The organism is Oceanospirillum linum (assembly GCF_001995095.2).
Lineage (GTDB): Bacteria > Pseudomonadota > Gammaproteobacteria > Pseudomonadales > Halomonadaceae > Oceanospirillum > Oceanospirillum linum.
Genome location: NZ_MTSD02000011.1, coordinates 1 through 15,668 on the forward strand (window position 1 = coordinate 1; position 15,668 = coordinate 15,668).

At 48.1% G+C, this 15,668-nt stretch carries 14 protein-coding genes; all 14 read right to left on the reverse strand.

Annotated elements, in window-relative coordinates; translation table 11 throughout:
• Positions 1-168: 168 nt before the first annotated feature.
• Positions 169-1,380, reverse strand: coding sequence for a phosphoserine phosphatase SerB (gene serB, locus BTA35_RS16055; RefSeq protein ID WP_078320835.1), 1,212 nt, complete (start codon positions 1,378-1,380; stop codon positions 169-171).
• Positions 1,381-1,505: 125 nt separating this feature from the next.
• Positions 1,506-2,327, reverse strand: coding sequence for a mechanosensitive ion channel family protein (locus BTA35_RS16060; protein WP_202931292.1), 822 nt, complete (start codon positions 2,325-2,327; stop codon positions 1,506-1,508).
• Between the two features lie 15 nt (positions 2,328-2,342).
• Positions 2,343-3,773, reverse strand: a complete 1,431-nt coding sequence (gene hldE, locus BTA35_RS16065) for a bifunctional D-glycero-beta-D-manno-heptose-7-phosphate kinase/D-glycero-beta-D-manno-heptose 1-phosphate adenylyltransferase HldE (RefSeq protein ID WP_078320837.1) — start codon at positions 3,771-3,773, stop codon at positions 2,343-2,345.
• Between the two features lie 60 nt (positions 3,774-3,833).
• Positions 3,834-4,568, reverse strand: a complete 735-nt coding sequence (locus tag BTA35_RS16070) for a glycosyltransferase family 25 protein (RefSeq protein ID WP_078320838.1) — start codon at positions 4,566-4,568, stop codon at positions 3,834-3,836.
• A gap of 4 nt (positions 4,569-4,572) precedes the next feature.
• Complete coding sequence (locus BTA35_RS16075) at positions 4,573-5,553, reverse strand: glycosyltransferase (RefSeq protein WP_078320839.1); 981 nt, start codon at positions 5,551-5,553, stop codon at positions 4,573-4,575.
• A complete protein-coding gene (locus BTA35_RS16080) occupies positions 5,550-6,485 on the reverse strand; it encodes a glycosyl transferase family 90 (RefSeq protein ID WP_078320840.1) in 936 nt (311 codons plus the stop codon). The genes BTA35_RS16075 and BTA35_RS16080 overlap by 4 nt, the downstream gene beginning before the upstream one ends.
• An 11-nt stretch (positions 6,486-6,496) precedes the next feature.
• On the reverse strand, positions 6,497-7,681 hold the full coding sequence (locus BTA35_RS16085; protein ID WP_078320841.1) for a nucleotide sugar dehydrogenase: 1,185 nt from the start codon (positions 7,679-7,681) through the stop codon (positions 6,497-6,499).
• A 34-nt stretch (positions 7,682-7,715) separates the two neighbouring features.
• A complete protein-coding gene (locus BTA35_RS16090; protein WP_078320842.1) occupies positions 7,716-8,351 on the reverse strand; it encodes a hypothetical protein in 636 nt (211 codons plus the stop codon).
• Positions 8,352-8,599: 248 nt separating this feature from the next.
• Complete coding sequence (traF, locus tag BTA35_RS16095; RefSeq protein WP_078320843.1) at positions 8,600-9,928, reverse strand: conjugal transfer protein TraF; 1,329 nt, start codon at positions 9,926-9,928, stop codon at positions 8,600-8,602.
• A 182-nt stretch (positions 9,929-10,110) separates the two neighbouring features.
• Complete coding sequence (locus BTA35_RS16100; protein WP_078320844.1) at positions 10,111-11,691, reverse strand: phosphoglucomutase; 1,581 nt, start codon at positions 11,689-11,691, stop codon at positions 10,111-10,113.
• Positions 11,692-11,730: 39 nt separating this feature from the next.
• On the reverse strand, positions 11,731-13,065 hold the full coding sequence (locus tag BTA35_RS16105; protein WP_078320845.1) for a UDP binding domain-containing protein: 1,335 nt from the start codon (positions 13,063-13,065) through the stop codon (positions 11,731-11,733).
• A gap of 81 nt (positions 13,066-13,146) precedes the next feature.
• Positions 13,147-13,902, reverse strand: coding sequence for a LicD family protein (locus BTA35_RS16110; RefSeq protein ID WP_078320846.1), 756 nt, complete (start codon positions 13,900-13,902; stop codon positions 13,147-13,149).
• Positions 13,892-15,196 (reverse strand): O-antigen ligase family protein, encoded by a 1,305-nt coding sequence (locus BTA35_RS16115; RefSeq protein ID WP_078320847.1) that lies wholly within the window; start codon positions 15,194-15,196, stop codon positions 13,892-13,894. The genes BTA35_RS16110 and BTA35_RS16115 overlap by 11 nt, the downstream gene beginning before the upstream one ends.
• A 15-nt stretch (positions 15,197-15,211) precedes the next feature.
• Positions 15,212-15,604 carry a glycerol-3-phosphate cytidylyltransferase gene (gene tagD, locus BTA35_RS16120; protein WP_078320848.1) on the reverse strand — a complete coding sequence of 131 codons (393 nt, stop codon included), beginning with the start codon at positions 15,602-15,604 and terminating at the stop codon, positions 15,212-15,214.
• Between the last annotated feature and the right edge of the window lie 64 nt (positions 15,605-15,668).

Below are 15,668 nucleotides of genomic sequence, written 5' to 3' on the forward strand. Positions count from 1 at the left end.
AAACGGGACAGCACAACCCCTAAAACGAGAAAAAGGCAAAATAAGTGAAAATAATGTGAATTATAAGAAAGACAGGCCGCCGTGTAGTGTTCAGGCTAAGGCACTGAGGGCAAAAGAAAAGCCCGACACCTTACAGATGACGGGCTTTCAGGCATACAAGCACTCAAATCAGTCAAGATCCCGGTCGCTATAACCGATCAGATAAAGTATCGCATCCAAGCCAAGGTTCGACAGTGAATGCTTGGCGCTTTCTTTTACAATAGGCTTTGCCCGGAACGCGATACCCAAACCGGCTGTCCCCAGCATGGGCAGATCATTAGCTCCATCCCCTACCGCAATCGTCTGTTCCAGTCGCACCCCTTCATCCGCGGCGATCTGTTTTAGCAGCTCTTTCTTACGCTCTCCATCCACAACCACACCGGTGACGTTACCTGTCACCTTTCCATCCCGGATCTCCAGGGCATTGGCATGAACGTAATCAATACCCAGCTTCTTCTGCAGGTATTCACCGAAATAAGTAAAACCGCCGGACAAAATAGCGGTGGTATACCCCAGTGCATTAAGAGTAGAGATCAGCTTCTCTGCGCCTTCAGTAATTTTAAGGTTTTCTGCGATCCCCTGAAGAACACTTTCATCAAGACCTTTCAGCAGTGCAACCCGGCGCTTAAAGCTCTCAGTAAAATCGATTTCACCCCGCATTGCACTTTCGGTAATTTCCGAAACCTGCTCACCAACACCTGCCGCCTTCGCCAGTTCATCAATAACCTCTGCCTCGATCAGTGTTGAGTCCATATCAAAAACCACCAGACGACGATTGCGACGGAAAACGTTGTCTTCCTGGAAAGAGATATCCACAGCCAGTTCATTGGCCAGACTCAGAAACTGTTCGCGGATCTTTGCCGGATCCTCAGGATCTCCACGAACAGAGAACTCCACACAGGCACGACTTTGCTCTGAAAGCTGCCGTAGAGGAATGCGTCCGGACAGGCGATTAATCCGATCAATATTTAGTTCATTATCAGCCACGACACCGGTAACCCGGGCAATATGCTCCGCCGTTACCTGTCGCGCCAGCAAGGTCACAATAAAACGGTTTTTACCCTGTCCATCGACCCAGTGGCCATAACTATCTTCTGCCACCGGAGTAAAACGGATATTTACCCCTAACTCATGGGCTTTAAACAAAACATCCCGCAGGACCGGTGAAGATTCAGCTTCCTCTGGTATGTGTACCAGTACACCCAGAGATAAAGTGTCATGGATAACGGCCTGACCGATATCCAGAATGTTGACGCCATAACCCGCCAGGATATCCGTAATAGAAGAGGTTAGCCCTGGCTTATCGACGCCAGAGATATTGATAAGAATAATTTCTTTCATGAAGCTGCCCGTGGGAAAACTGAACCTTAAAATTTGTGCGCAGTATATCAGAGCCTTGTTAAGCGAGGTATTTAACAAACAAAAAAGGGTGGCCAAAGCCACCCTTTAGTATCAATTCTGAAAACCTATTCAGAATGCTTATAAAGATGCACATCCCGCTGAGGAAAAGGAATAGAGATCCCTTTCTCATCAAACGTCAGCTTAATTTTCTCTGTCAGGTCGAATTTTGTCGGCCAGTAATCCGCAGCATCAACCCAGACCCGTACGGTAAAGTTTACTGAGCTATCAGCCAGTTCACTGACCGCAACCATAGGCTCAGGGTCCTTCATACCACGGGGTTCTGCCGCAATAATCTCATTCAGCGTTTCTTTTACCAGACGAATATCATCATCATAGCTAACACCCACCAGCAGATCGAGACGACGGGTAGGCTGAGCCGAGTAGTTCGTCAGGTTACCATTAACCAAGGAGGCATTAGGCACCACGATCAGTTTATTATCCGGTGTTATCAGCCGGGTATTCAGCATCGCGATACGGTCAACACTGCCAGAGACGCCAGCACCTTCAACGAAATCACCTTTCTTAAAAGGACGCTGGGATACCAACAGAATACCTGCCGCCAGATTTTCCATAGAACCTTTAAGAGCCAGACCAACCGCCAGGCCGGCAGCACCCAGAGCAGCAATCAGCGACGTCGTATCAACCCCTAACTCACTAAGTACCGAAATAAACAGAATAATCAGCAATACAGCATGGGCAATCTGGCCGATAAAGCTGGCCGCTGCCTCATCCATATTCTTTCTTTTCAGCAGAGAAACCAACAGGTTTCTGATTCTCTTAGTGACCCACAGGCCGATAACCAGCAGAAGCAAAGCAGGCCAGATCATATCCGCCCACTGCAATGCAATATCGGTCCAGTCGTTTAACTGAACATTTGTTAAATCCATCAGATGATCCTTCTATTATTTAAGACTAGATTGATGAGCAGCTTCAATAATGCCCGTGGTGGAATACCCGTCCTCAAAGTTAAGTACTTTGACCTCACCGCCTGAAGCCAGAACAGCATCGGCTCCCACGATCTCTTCCAGTTGATAATCCCCACCCTTAACCAACACATCCGGGAGCAGCGCATCGATAATACGCGCCGGAGTATCTTCTTCGAAAGCAACCACCCAATCCACCGACGCCAGGCCACCCAGAACATGCATGCGGTGCTCAAGGTCATTGATGGGACGGGAAGACCCTTTCAGGCGGGATACAGATGCATCCGAGTTAACAGCTACGATCAGCTTATCACCCAGTTTTCGGGCAGCATTAAGGTAGCTGACATGTCCCGGATGCAAAATATCAAAACAGCCATTGGTAAAGACAACCTTCTCGCCCCTATGACGCGCGCTTATCAGGGCTTGAATCAGCGTTGTTTCATCAAGCACTTTCTGCTGATCCAGACCGGAATGATTCATCAGTTCAGTATTCAGCTCCGCCAAAGACACGGTATCTGTACCCAGCTTAGAAACCGCAATACCGGCCGCAATATTCGCTATCTCCACCGACTGCTCCAGGCTGAGACCTCCGGCTATACCGGCAGCCAGAGTTGCAATAACCGTATCCCCGGCTCCGGTCACATCAAAGACCGCTTTTGCATTAGCTGCGAAATACACCGGATCTTTATCTGCCTGAAAGAGTGTCATGCCTCTTTCACTACGGGTCAGCAGCAAAGCCTCCAGCTCAAGATCACGTAACATCGCGACCGCTTTCTGAACAACGGCTTCTTCACTCCCGCATCGACCCACGACCGCCTCAAACTCCGACATGTTAGGCGTCAATAGTGTTGCACCACGGTAACGACTAAAATCGACACCTTTAGGGTCAACCAAAACAGGGAGCTTCCTGTCACTGAATAATGCAATTAAAGACTGAACCTCTGCCAAAGACCCCTTTGCATAATCTGACAGTACCACAACCGAAGCACCAGCTGACTTTGCTATCACCTGCTCCCTGAGGGCCGCCGCATCAGAAGCACTGAAAGGCTCCTCCTGATCCAGGCGCAACAGTTGCTGGTGGCGGCTCATAATGCGCAGTTTCGTAATGGTTGGCTTATCAGAAGAGCGGACAAAACAGGCGTCAACGCCACTCTGCCCAAGCAGAGCCGACAGCTCCTCACTCTCAGAGTCACAACCCACGATACCGGCAACTTCCGATGGAACCTTCAGCGCCGAAAGGTTCAATCCCACATTGGCCGCACCTCCGGCCCGGCTATCATTGGACTGTACTTTAACAATGGGAACCGGTGCTTCAGGAGAGATACGTTCCGTCGAGCCATACCAGTACTTATCAAGCATTACATCGCCCACAACAAGCACTTTATTCTGGTGAGATTCAAAAAGGTTCATAACAGGATCGACTCGTATCACAACATTAAAACAGGTTCGGTAACAGCATGAATCACAAGCTTAATAACCCCGGATTTCATGGTAAATATTGGTCAGAATATTCAGGAAAAGGTTTTTAACCTTGAACAGCAACTTCGTCAGTTTAGACCATGCAGGCGCCTTTCCTGCGTGTCGATTACCGATCTCAGAGTTTTCATCCGTCGGGTCGACAGGGGCAACCGGGCGGGGAGACAAACCAAACAGAGGCACCCGATGCAGGTTCTGATGCCGGAGAAAGACATCAACCGGATAAACAAACTCATCACTGCTCTTTAAGAATGCCTTCGCAGCACGGGGTGAAACAGCATAACAGGTGGTACGTTGCGGAATCTTCAGAAACTTCACCAACTCAAAACCATCACGCTCAAACACTGTTTTCTGCAACCTGGGCCCATTATCTTCCAGGCGGATAAAAGGGTAACGCGGCATCAGGGACTCAACCTGAGCCAGAACATCATGAATGCAGTCCCGAAGTATAAAATCGTCTTCAAGCACAACAATAGGCTCATCCAGCTCAACACACTTTTCCCAGGCAAGGTAATGACTGGCGTAACACCCCCCTTCCCCCGGCTTTGATGGTCGGCCATGACGAATCAGGAACTTGGATGGTTTAAATTTTTTCAGCAGAGGGTGGCTACCCTCCTTGCCATCCACGCCATCAATAAACTCGAAAGCCAGATCATGCTCAGCCATCAGCTTGCGAACAGCATCCCTACGGTCAGTGGAACGCAACATACTTAATACAAAAATTTTCACCGTACTAATTCCACTCCAAGAACTGCTTGATATGACCGCCCACCATGGCCGGCTCGGTTTCTGCCAGGGTTTTACCTTCCAGAATATGGTGGTACAACGTAAGGTAACGCTCCGTCATGACCTCCGCATTAAAATGGTCCCTCGCATAAACATGGCAGGCCTCCCGGGAAAAGCGTTCCGTATCCTGCAGTAAAGCGGCCATATCATCAGAGTTGGTCACCAAAGCCCCAAACTCCGGCTTGATTAACTCAGGTAAAGAACCATGGGGACTTCCGAATACAGGGCAGCCAAAATACAGGCTTTCAATAATGGCCAGACCAAAGGGTTCATCCCAGCGCACAGGAAAAACCAAACCTTTTGAACGATTCAGCACCACCGCTTTTTCACGATCATTCACCATGCCATGGAAATGAATACGCGGACTCAGAGTGAACCGGAACCCCATACGAAAATTCAGCCGTCGCCCCCCCAGCACCTCCAGTGTCTCCGATCTGGTCTTCAGTACCGAGCGGATTGCACCTTTAACATTCTTGATACGCCAGGCAGCATTGCCAAGAAAGTGAAAAGTATCTCTTGGCTGATCCAGCTCCGGGGCCGGATACTCAGACCAGTCCAGACCATTATGGACAAAGCACTCAGAGCCATGCCTTTCGGCATGGCGGCGGGAGACAAATACAGTATTTTTTGGCAACGGATAGCGATTGAAATTGCCATGTTGTGTATATAAAAAAGGCTTGCTGGGTTTAACCTCCAGCTCACCGTTCAGGTGCACAATATCCACATCATCCGGCACCTGATCGTCAATCGGCAAAGATCGATCCAGCGGAATCACATGCGCAAAATCGCAGCATGAACCTTCCGGAGCCAGAAACACAACTTCATGCCCCTTTTTAACCAGTGTCTTGCCCAGCCCCCAGACAACACGATTGATACCACCGTACTCCTTCGGCGGCAGTTCACTGGTCACATGTATTAAGATTTTCATCGCGATGCCTGAGCCTGTTGAGAAAGTTTGAAATATTTTTGCAACACCATCAGAAAGATCAGTCGCTCCATTTTCCGGTCCCGGAAATGTTTCACGTAGGCGTTAGCATTTGCCACAATCGCCTTAGCTTTCTCCGGGTGAGCAAGAAAATACCTAAGCTTCTCCTCCAGATCCGAGTAGTCCGGTTTAACACAGATATAGTGAAAATCCGGTATCAGACGACCTTCCATAAACCAGGTTTCATAATGCGGCTCCGGCATCACCGCCACGGAGTTCGTCGCCATCACCCATTTAAGGTTGGACGCAACATCATAACCTTCGAGACTGACAATAAATTTGTACCGCATCTGTTCCTGAGGAGACAGAAAAGGCTTGTAGATAGCACTTCCCTTGTTCTCTGCTTCAACGGAACCGACATCACACATCGGATGATCAGAGAATTTATCCAGGAATAATTTTCTGTGAGGCTGTGGCGCATTTCCGCGCCAGACCGCTAAATCCTGCTTCTCTTCATATTGGTAAGGGTCATCAAAAAAGCGGAAATGCCGGTGGCTGTTAATTTTCAGCAGTACCGAGTTTTCATTGGCATCACCTATCGGCCGACTCTTAACAAAGCTTGGCTTATCAGGTACGTGGGTAATGTCACCAAAAAGATAGCTAAAGCCTAAGTGGCGATCAAAATTAGCCAAATGCCGCTTCATATCGTAGTAGTAAGCGCTACCCTTACCGCGCTTAAAAGTACCAATTTCAGCATCAAAGTCAGAGTGGAAAGGGGCATCTATTTTTAGGTAGTAGTCCACCCGATCCATAACATATTGCCTTTCCTGCTCAGAAAGACGGGAAAACTCTTTTTCAGGATTGATCGGGAATTTTGACCGGAACCAGGATTCCCAGATCGCACTCAGGAAAAAAAACACCTTAGGTCTTTTCATATAACTCTCTATTAATCCTTACCGAAAATATCACGACTGAATACGCGAGCACTGACATCTTCAAGCTCATCAGAGATGCGGTTAGCCAAAATAACAGAAGACCTTTCTTTAAAGCGATTCAGGTTATTATCAACGTCTATACCCATAAACTGACCATCGCTGATGGTAGGTTCATAGATCACCAACTCACAACCCGCATCAATAAGGTGTTTGATAACATCAATAATCGCCGACGCTCTGAAATTATCTGAGCCGGACTTCATAACCAGGCGGTAGATGCCAACAACACCGTCAGAGCGTTCAATCAGAAGATTACTGATAAATTTCTTCCGCGTTTCATTGGCATCAACAATTGCCTTAATAAGGTTACTGGGCACCGAATCATAGTTGGCTAATAACTGCCGGGTATCCTTAGGCAGACAGTAGCCACCATAACCAAATGAAGGATTGTTATAGTGAGCCCCGATTCGGGGATCTAAACCAACCCCCTGAATGATCTGCCGGGAGTCCAGCTGATGTACCGCCGCATAGGTATCCAGCTCATTAAAGTAGGCAACACGCATGGCAAGGTAAGTATTGGAAAATAACTTGATAGCCTCAGCTTCTGTGGAGCCTGTATATAAAGTTTCCACATCCGGCTTATCAGAACAAGTGCGTAATATGTCGGCAAACTGACGGGCGCGCTCAGTATCAGCACCTACAATAATGCGGGACGGATATAAATTATCATACAGAGCCCGGCCTTCGCGCAGAAATTCAGGGGAAAAGTAGAGATGCGGATATGCCAGATTATTTCTGAGTTCCTCAGTAAAGCCAACGGGGACTGTTGACTTAATAATAATGGTTGCCTGATCCGCCTCAGACGTTCCTGACATCAGCGTCACAACCTGACGGCAGACAGACTCCACGGAGGATGTATCAAAGTAGTTTGTTTCAGGATCGTAATCTGTTGGTGTCGCAACAATCACACAACGCGCACCTTCAACCGCTGAAGACAAATCTGTCGTTGCAGAGAAATTCAGATGCTTATTGCAGAGAAAGTCTGCAACCTCTGCATCATCAATGGGCGACAACCCTTGATTCAGCCCTGACACCTTGTCTTCATCTATGTCAACGGCAACAACATCGCAGCGCTGAGCCAAAAGCAATGCATTTGAAAGTCCGACATAGCCTGTTCCAACAACTGCTACTTTCATTAACAATCTCTTTTAAAAATAAAACAGTAATAATTTAAACGTCTTTCCTGAAAAAAAGACTATAAAAAACCATTGCAGAACCTATAAAAATAATGGAATAACCGTACAGCTCGATACATTCCTGAATAGCTGATTTAAAGATATACAAATAGCGATCCTGCATAATCGGCTCCCAGATCTTCGAAGAGCCAAAAATACGACTGAAAAACAGCACCAACAGTACACCAAAAGCAGTGAATATACCTCCGGGAATTTCCAGGAAGGTGTAAAGGCTCTGCCGGGTTTTCTGCCAACCTTTTGCCGCAATATAAATACCTGTCAGAGCGACAATAATCGCCGGATATTTCCAGAATCCATGCACGATGGCATCCAAAAACATATCCAGTTCACGGATAAATAACACACCATAGAATGCGGTCACCAGTGCAAAGAAAGGCTCCTTACCGCGGGACTTGATATACAGCACCAAATAACAGAGCAGGCTGATGAACAAGAAGGTTTCCTGCAAAATCTCAGTCAGGGATGTTTCATCAACACTCTGATTGAGCACAACCGCATCAATATAGAGCACCCCAGGCGCCACCAACATAAAGAAACCCAGAAACAGATAAAACCCTAACCGTTTTAGCAGGGCTGCTCCAGTTACCGTTGCAGGTGTATCTTTCAGCATGTCATTGTCTTCCTTCATTTAAAATAATGGCCAGCTCTCTAACCGGCCTCTCTTTACCAAAGCCATCTGCACCCAGATCCATGCATATTTCCCACCGCTGCAAAGATAACATCAGGCACAGGGAAATATCAGGCACAGGCAGATTTTACGCCTTCCCGGCTGAAATTCAGAGAGGTTGCCCGCAATAAAATAAAAGCCCCGGAGTGAAATCACCCAAGGGCTTTTGCCGAACCGCTATTATCAGGGTTTCAGAAAGATTCTTCAAAGCTCAGTTGTAACCCCAAACGACGGGGTATGCTATTGCCATCAACTTCAGCCGTATCCAAACCGTAGGTCAGATCAAAATTAGCAACGCCGCGGAATAGCCCCATGCCAAAGTTAACGGCAGATAGCTCTTCACCGCTAAGGTTTTTCTCATAGCCCAGGCGCAGTGTCGGTACAACAGCACTGGATGGAAAGTAAACACCGGAGACATGCAGCATCTGCACCTCATCGCCCACCAGATCATCAACTTTATTCAGATCCGCACTGGCGGCCAGCATCAATGCGCGCTCTTTCAGAAAAACAGCACCATCCACTGTACCTTGGGTTTCCAGGGTTACGCCACCATCCAGGGAGATCTCACTGCTGAACGCCTGAGCATCAGCACTGTCCTGCAGGGAACCATATTTCAGCTCCGGGCTATTGATGTTTTTCACCGCAAAGCCCAACTGATAGTTTTCAGCCAACCAAACAGCCCCCAGATCAACACCCAGAGCAGAACTGTCTTTGGCATTATCATCTAATCCATCGGAGATCAGATCGCCCACGTCTTCATCATCATCACGATCAACGGCAGCCACTTCCTGACTCAGGGATGCAGAGTACAGATTTGCTTTTGCCCCCAGGACTAACTGACCGGCCAGCCCTCCAATGGAGTTCAGACCGGATACAGGCTGGCTATAACCCAGCCCAAGCTGAAACAGAGCACCGCCCCGCACAAAAACAGCGGAATCTGTCTTCAGGTCATAGTCACTCAGATCTCCGGTTCCCACCTTCTGCAGCGGTGCATCAAGAAAGCTCACCGCCGATATCGCAGACACAGACGCATCCACACTGATCACCCCAGGCAGATCACCCACCTGAAAAACAGCGGGTAATCCGGGTACCGCGACAGAAAAAGCGGTTTTAATACGCCCACTGTCACCAAACTCCTTCAGCACAGAACTGAAGTCATCCAGAATCACATCCGCCGCCGCATCCGCCTCAGCAATGGAGGTGTACCGCCCGGCCATCAGATCATCATCAAAATCATCAAGGGCATCCATAAAGCGATCAACTTCATCCTCAAAGTTGTCTGCTTCACCAAACTCAACACTGCCGCCGATCTGTGACAGATAGCCCAGACGCACCGACTCCTCTTCTGTATCCAGCACCAGATATCCCGCCGCCGGATTATAAAGAACGCTATTCACCGTTGTCGGAGAGGCGACCTGCCCCAGAGTCGTTGCCGCCCCATAATTTCCCACAATAGCCGCAGAAAAGGCCGGGGCAGACAAAGCCAGAGTCACCGCAGCCGTTAAGATATTTTTTTTCATGGTATGTCCCTTGAGTTGAACATGGTGTGTCCTTTGGGTTGAATTAGCCTGTGGGCGTGAGCCATAGGGCGTTTCATCTGAAATAGTACAGATTAAGCACCCCGTGATAAACGGAACCAACGTATAAAAAACACCTTTTCGAGCAATACACTGCCCTCAGACTCAAGGTACATAGAGATCCATTAAAGAACGTGTTTAAGCAGTTGATTCGCCTCTGCAATCAGGCTATTCAGATGCTGTTCACCTTTAAAACTTTCAGCATACACCTTACAAAGTGGCTCAGTGCCGCTTGGCCGGGCTGCAAACCAGCCATTCTCAGTGACAACTTTAATGCCACCGATCGCCGCCTGATTACCGGGGGCGTTGACCAGCACACTCTGAATCACCTCACCGGCAAGCTCTGAGGACTGAATACTGTGTGCATCAAGATGTTTAAAGCCCGCTTTCTGTTCCGGCGTTAAGGGCGTATCAACCCGGCGGTACACCGGATGACCATGGCGCTCAGTCAGGTGCTGGTAATACTCAGAAGGGGATTTTCCGGTCACCGCCATGATCTCTGCCGCCAGCAGACACAAAGCGATCCCATCTTTATCTGTTGACCAGGGTTCACCACTTCGGGTCAAAAGGGTTGCCCCAGCGCTCTCCTCACCACCAAAAGCCAGCCAGCCCTGCTGTAACCCCTCCACAAACCATTTCAAGCCCACCGGCGTTTCATACAACACCCGGTTATGGCTTGCCACCACACGGTCAATCATTGAAGAGGAAACCAGTGTCTTACCAATTTTCAGAGACCGGGACCACTGAGGACGATGGGTCAGCAGATAATCGATACAGACCGCCAAAAAATGATTCGGGCTCATCAGCCCCTGCTGGTCAACAATACCGTGGCGATCCGCATCCGGGTCATTACCAAAGGCCAGGTCAAAGCGCTCTTTAATAGCCAGCAGTTTTTCCATGGCAAAGGGGCTGGAGCAATCCATACGGATCTTGCCATCATGATCCGGTGGCATAAACGCAAAACTGCCATCAAGCGTATCGTTGACCACCTCCACAGGAATCCCGGTTTTTTCCGTCAACGCCTGCCAGACAGGCAAACCTGCACCACCTAAAGGATCAACCCCCAGTTTAAGGCCCGCCTCCCTGATCGCCGCCAGATCAACAACCTGTTCAAGGTCTGCCAGATATTGGCCGGTGTAATCAAAAGGCTCCGCCGACGCAATCCCAGCCTCCAGAGGGATACGCTTCACCCCCTCAAGCCCCGCAGCCAGATAACCATTGGCCCGATCCTGAATCCAGCCCGTGGCATCCGTATCCGCCGGGCCACCGTGGGCCGGGTTATATTTAATGCCACCATCTTCCGGTGGATTATGGGATGGTGTAATCACCAGCCCATCACTTAACTGATCCGGGAATTTCCGGTTGTGTACAAGAATGGAATGACTGATAACCGGCGTTGCCGTAATCGCTGATTCACCGGCATCAATACGCACATCAATACCGTTTGCCACTAACACACGTAATGCCGAATTCCACGCCTCTTCCGACAGCGCGTGGGTATCACGCCCCAGATGCAAAGGCCCGGTGTAGCCCTGCAACTGCCGGTAATCCGCAACAGCCTGAGCAATCGCCAGTACATGGTGCTCATTAAATGAGGTTTTCAGGGACGAACCCCGATGCCCTGACGTACCAAAACAAACCTGTTGTAAAGGATTACCCGCATCCGGTATCCGCGCAAAATAATCCTGTAATAACGCCGTTAACATATCAGAACCCTAAAATATAACGTATCTCGCAGCCCGCCATTACAGCGCCTGCCCCCGACCAATCGCGGAATAAACCAGCCCGGCCTGTGCCGCCAACCGGGGTGAATAAATATTACGGCCATCCAGCAACAAAGGCGTATTCATCATGGATGCAATTCGGGCAAGATCCTGATTCCAGAACAGTTTCCACTCCGTAATCAGCATAATGGCATCCGCTTTTTCAGCGGCCTGCTCCGGGCTGTCACAATAAATCACCTGATCAGCCCTGCAGGTCTGGCCTGCCTGTTCCGCCTGACGCTCAAGCCAGACCTTCAGCGAACCCATCGCCATAGGATCATAAACCCTGACGGTTACCCCATGACTCAGCAAAGCCTGTAACAGCACCAAAGAAGGGCTACCGGCAATACTGCTGGTGTTCGGTTTAAAGGCACAGCCCCAAAACGCCACCGACCGCCCCTTAATATCGGCATTGAAATAACGCCAGAACTTCTGAAACAGAAGGTCTTTCTGCTGCTCATTAATCTGCTGGACACTACTCAGCAACCCCTGATCAATCCCCTGGCTATGCTCCGTCGCCTGCAGCTCCTGCCCGAGAAAATTCAGAGTATCGTTAAACGCTTCACCACCGAAACCACAGCCCGGATAAAGATACTGATGACCAATGCGGGGGTCAGCCCCTAACCCCAGACGGACAGACTCAATATCCACACCCTGACGGGCCGCCAGATCCGCCAACTCATTCATAAAGCTGATCCGGGTGGCCAACATGCCATTGATACCAATTTTGGTCAGCTCTGCCTCCTTGGACGTCATCACCATCGCCGCATCTTTACTGCGATTAAACGGCGACATCAGTTCACGTATCAGAGCGACACCGGCAGCATCTTCACTGGCACCAATCAACAGGCGACCGGAGCGGGTAAAGCTCTCCAGAGCGCGCCCTGCTTCAATAAAAGAGGGCCAGTACAAGCACTCCACCCGCTTATCACCAATGGCCTCAATCAGTAAGTCCTGCAATCTATCTGTCGTGCCCACCGCCACAGGTTGAACCAAAGCATAAACAGAGCGACTTCCTGCAGATAAACCCTGAGCAAAATCCTGCAACACAGGAAAGCGTTGTTCCGAGGTCAGATTTGTCCGCGCATCAATCAGCAGATGATAGACCCGATCAAACACATTATCCGGCCCCGGAATCAGTAATAGCCGCTCCTGCCGGTACTGCTCCTGCAGTAAGCGCAGCAGATCCAGCTCGGCAATCTCACCGGACTCATCCGGCAACCGGTCTGCCGACATCACCACCTGACAACCTGTGGAAGAGAGCGCGCCAGCCATGGTCCAGGCTGCCAGGCTGTCACCTAAAATTCGTATGTTCATTCACTACCCTGCAACTGCTGTATTAAGCTTTAAACCAACGGGGAATACGCACACGTATTATTTATCAGAGGCGCACCTGAGTCAGGTCGAGTGGTTTACCCTGTCCTTTTCATCCGGTAACTGCATATAGTCACCGTACTTATGGGTTAAATATTCTTCTACCTTGTTAGGAACAGGAATATCCATTCCCTCAAAACGGATCTGTCTTAACGGGAATAGCTGATCTTCCGTCAGAACATCATTTAACATCGCATAGCCCCAGGTTCCCGTACCACGACCAGACAGCGCTCGGGATGCGCGATCAAGTTCAGCAAACAGGGTATCCGACGATTTAAACCGATTCATAAGCTTATATAAGGAAAATTTTATAGTATCAAAATAGCTACCGTGCTTTTTGAAAACAGATTTCTTAAAGTTTCTTCTTATTTTATTCAGACTTTTTTTCTTTGATTTCCAATCTTCAAGTTCATCCCAGGGGAAAACATCAACAAAAATATAGCGACCAATATCATATTTTAATAAATCAAGGTCAAAAAAAGGCACATCTTTATTTAAAACCTTACTAAAATAGATAGGATAGTTTTTCTCATTAGCATGATTCATGATTGAAAAGCTATCAGGCAGCCTATGCTCCAACTGCAGAAATTTCTCATAATCCTCACGCAACATCGCAATATCAATATCATCATCCCAGGGAATAAAACCTGAATGCCTGACTGCGCCAAGGGCCGTACCACCCACAGCAAAATAAGAGATGCCTTCTTCCTTAAAGATTCTGTCCAACTCTTTCAGCATCGATAATTGATGCAGTTGTATCTCACGAATATTACTCAACATCAGCCATCATCCAATTCTGAAAATATTGATACTTAAAAACAAAACCTAAATAACCTGAAAGAATAACATTCCACAAGAGCAATGATTCGTCAAAATATAAAACAGACATAAACAAACCATTAATAAGATAGAACAGCATGAAAAATATATAAAAAACCAGAAAATCCAGAGACATCTGCCCCGCCTTAAATAGCCGGAAAACCCTCCGGGTCAACCAGAAGAGCAAAGACAGAAACAGCAAAACGCCGGGCAGACCATAAGCCAAAAACAGCTCAAGGAGATCATTGTGTACCGTGACAAAATGCCTGTCGCCAAAGAAGTTTCCGGCTTTTTCGTGTAGATAATGGTTACCACCTTCTCCCCAGCCTGACCAAAAGCGGTCCAGCCCCATATGCCAGGCATCCACCCAAAAATGAATCCTTAAGCCAAAGCTGTTTCTCGGTATACCGGTCAGATCCCCATTGATCAAAGACTGAATAACACCGGATTCATCCAGAACTTTCCGGGCAATGGAATCAAAGTAACCCAGCCTGAAAAGCACAACCGACAGAATAACCAGAAGAGAAGCAGACAGGGTAAAAAGCCAAAAAAGCCGGACAAAAGACCCGCCACGGCGACAAGCAAAAAAAAGCAACGCAAAAAGGCTCAGAGCAACCAGAACAGCCAGTGCCAGATAGATCGCCCGGGTTTGGGAAGCCCAGACAGCAAACAAAAGCACCATCACAAGAAAGCCCCAAAGCAAAAACCGCCAACTTAACAGCCTGGAACCTATCATTCGCTGGGAAAAAACAAGCAGCCCAATCAGGGCAACTCCATAGATCATGCCCATCGTAATGGGGTGCCGACCAAAGCCTGTACGCTGCCCCATAAGGGCATCACTAACATCTTCCAACCCGTTTCCGGCCAGCCAGGGCATCAGAAGCGCAGATAACCCAAGCGCCCCCCACAGTAAAAAGGTTTTGGGCACACTGCCTGCAAGAACAAGTGCTATAGGAATAAAAAGAAATTTATTTGCCAGGCTCTCCACTCTGGGAGAGCTATCAGCTACCTCTGGTTGCTGAATCAGCATAAAAACCCAACTGCTTATGGCGATCAGAATGGCAAATGCCAGAAAATAAAATGGAGGTTTTTTTATAGAGAAGTGTCGGTCTTTTAAGACCAGAAACATCAGAAAAAGAACAGAGATACCGAAAACCAACTCGGCAACAGCTTCAAAAGCAAGAGCAAAAAAAGCATAAAACACAGCAGCTAACAGCAATAGATCTGTAGGCTTAAACCTATAATAAAAGTCCATGAATTATCCTGGGTCTTAATGATTCTTCAGGTTAACTTTTATATCTGTGGTAGACACTTCAGGTGTTCTTTCCAGATAAACCACATCACATTGACTCTTAAGAAAATCAAATTTTCCTTTCCAGTCATCGCCTATAACAAACGCATCTATTTTATAGAGTGAAATATCTGTATTTTTCTGCTCCCAGCTTTCCTCAGGAATCACTAGGTCAACATAGCGTATCGCTTCCAACAAAATTTTTCTTTTCTCGTAGTCAAAATAGCACGTCTTCTTTTTTGACAACGCATTGAACTCATCGGTACTCAGAGCAACGATAAGATAGTCCCCTTCCTGACGGGCTCTGCGCAAAAGATTAATATGTCCATAGTGCAAAAGATCAAAAGTTCCGTACGTTATCACACGCCGCATGCTGACTCCCAAACGTCCCATAATCGGGCTAAAAATTATAATATCGGTACGCTTTGCACCTTTG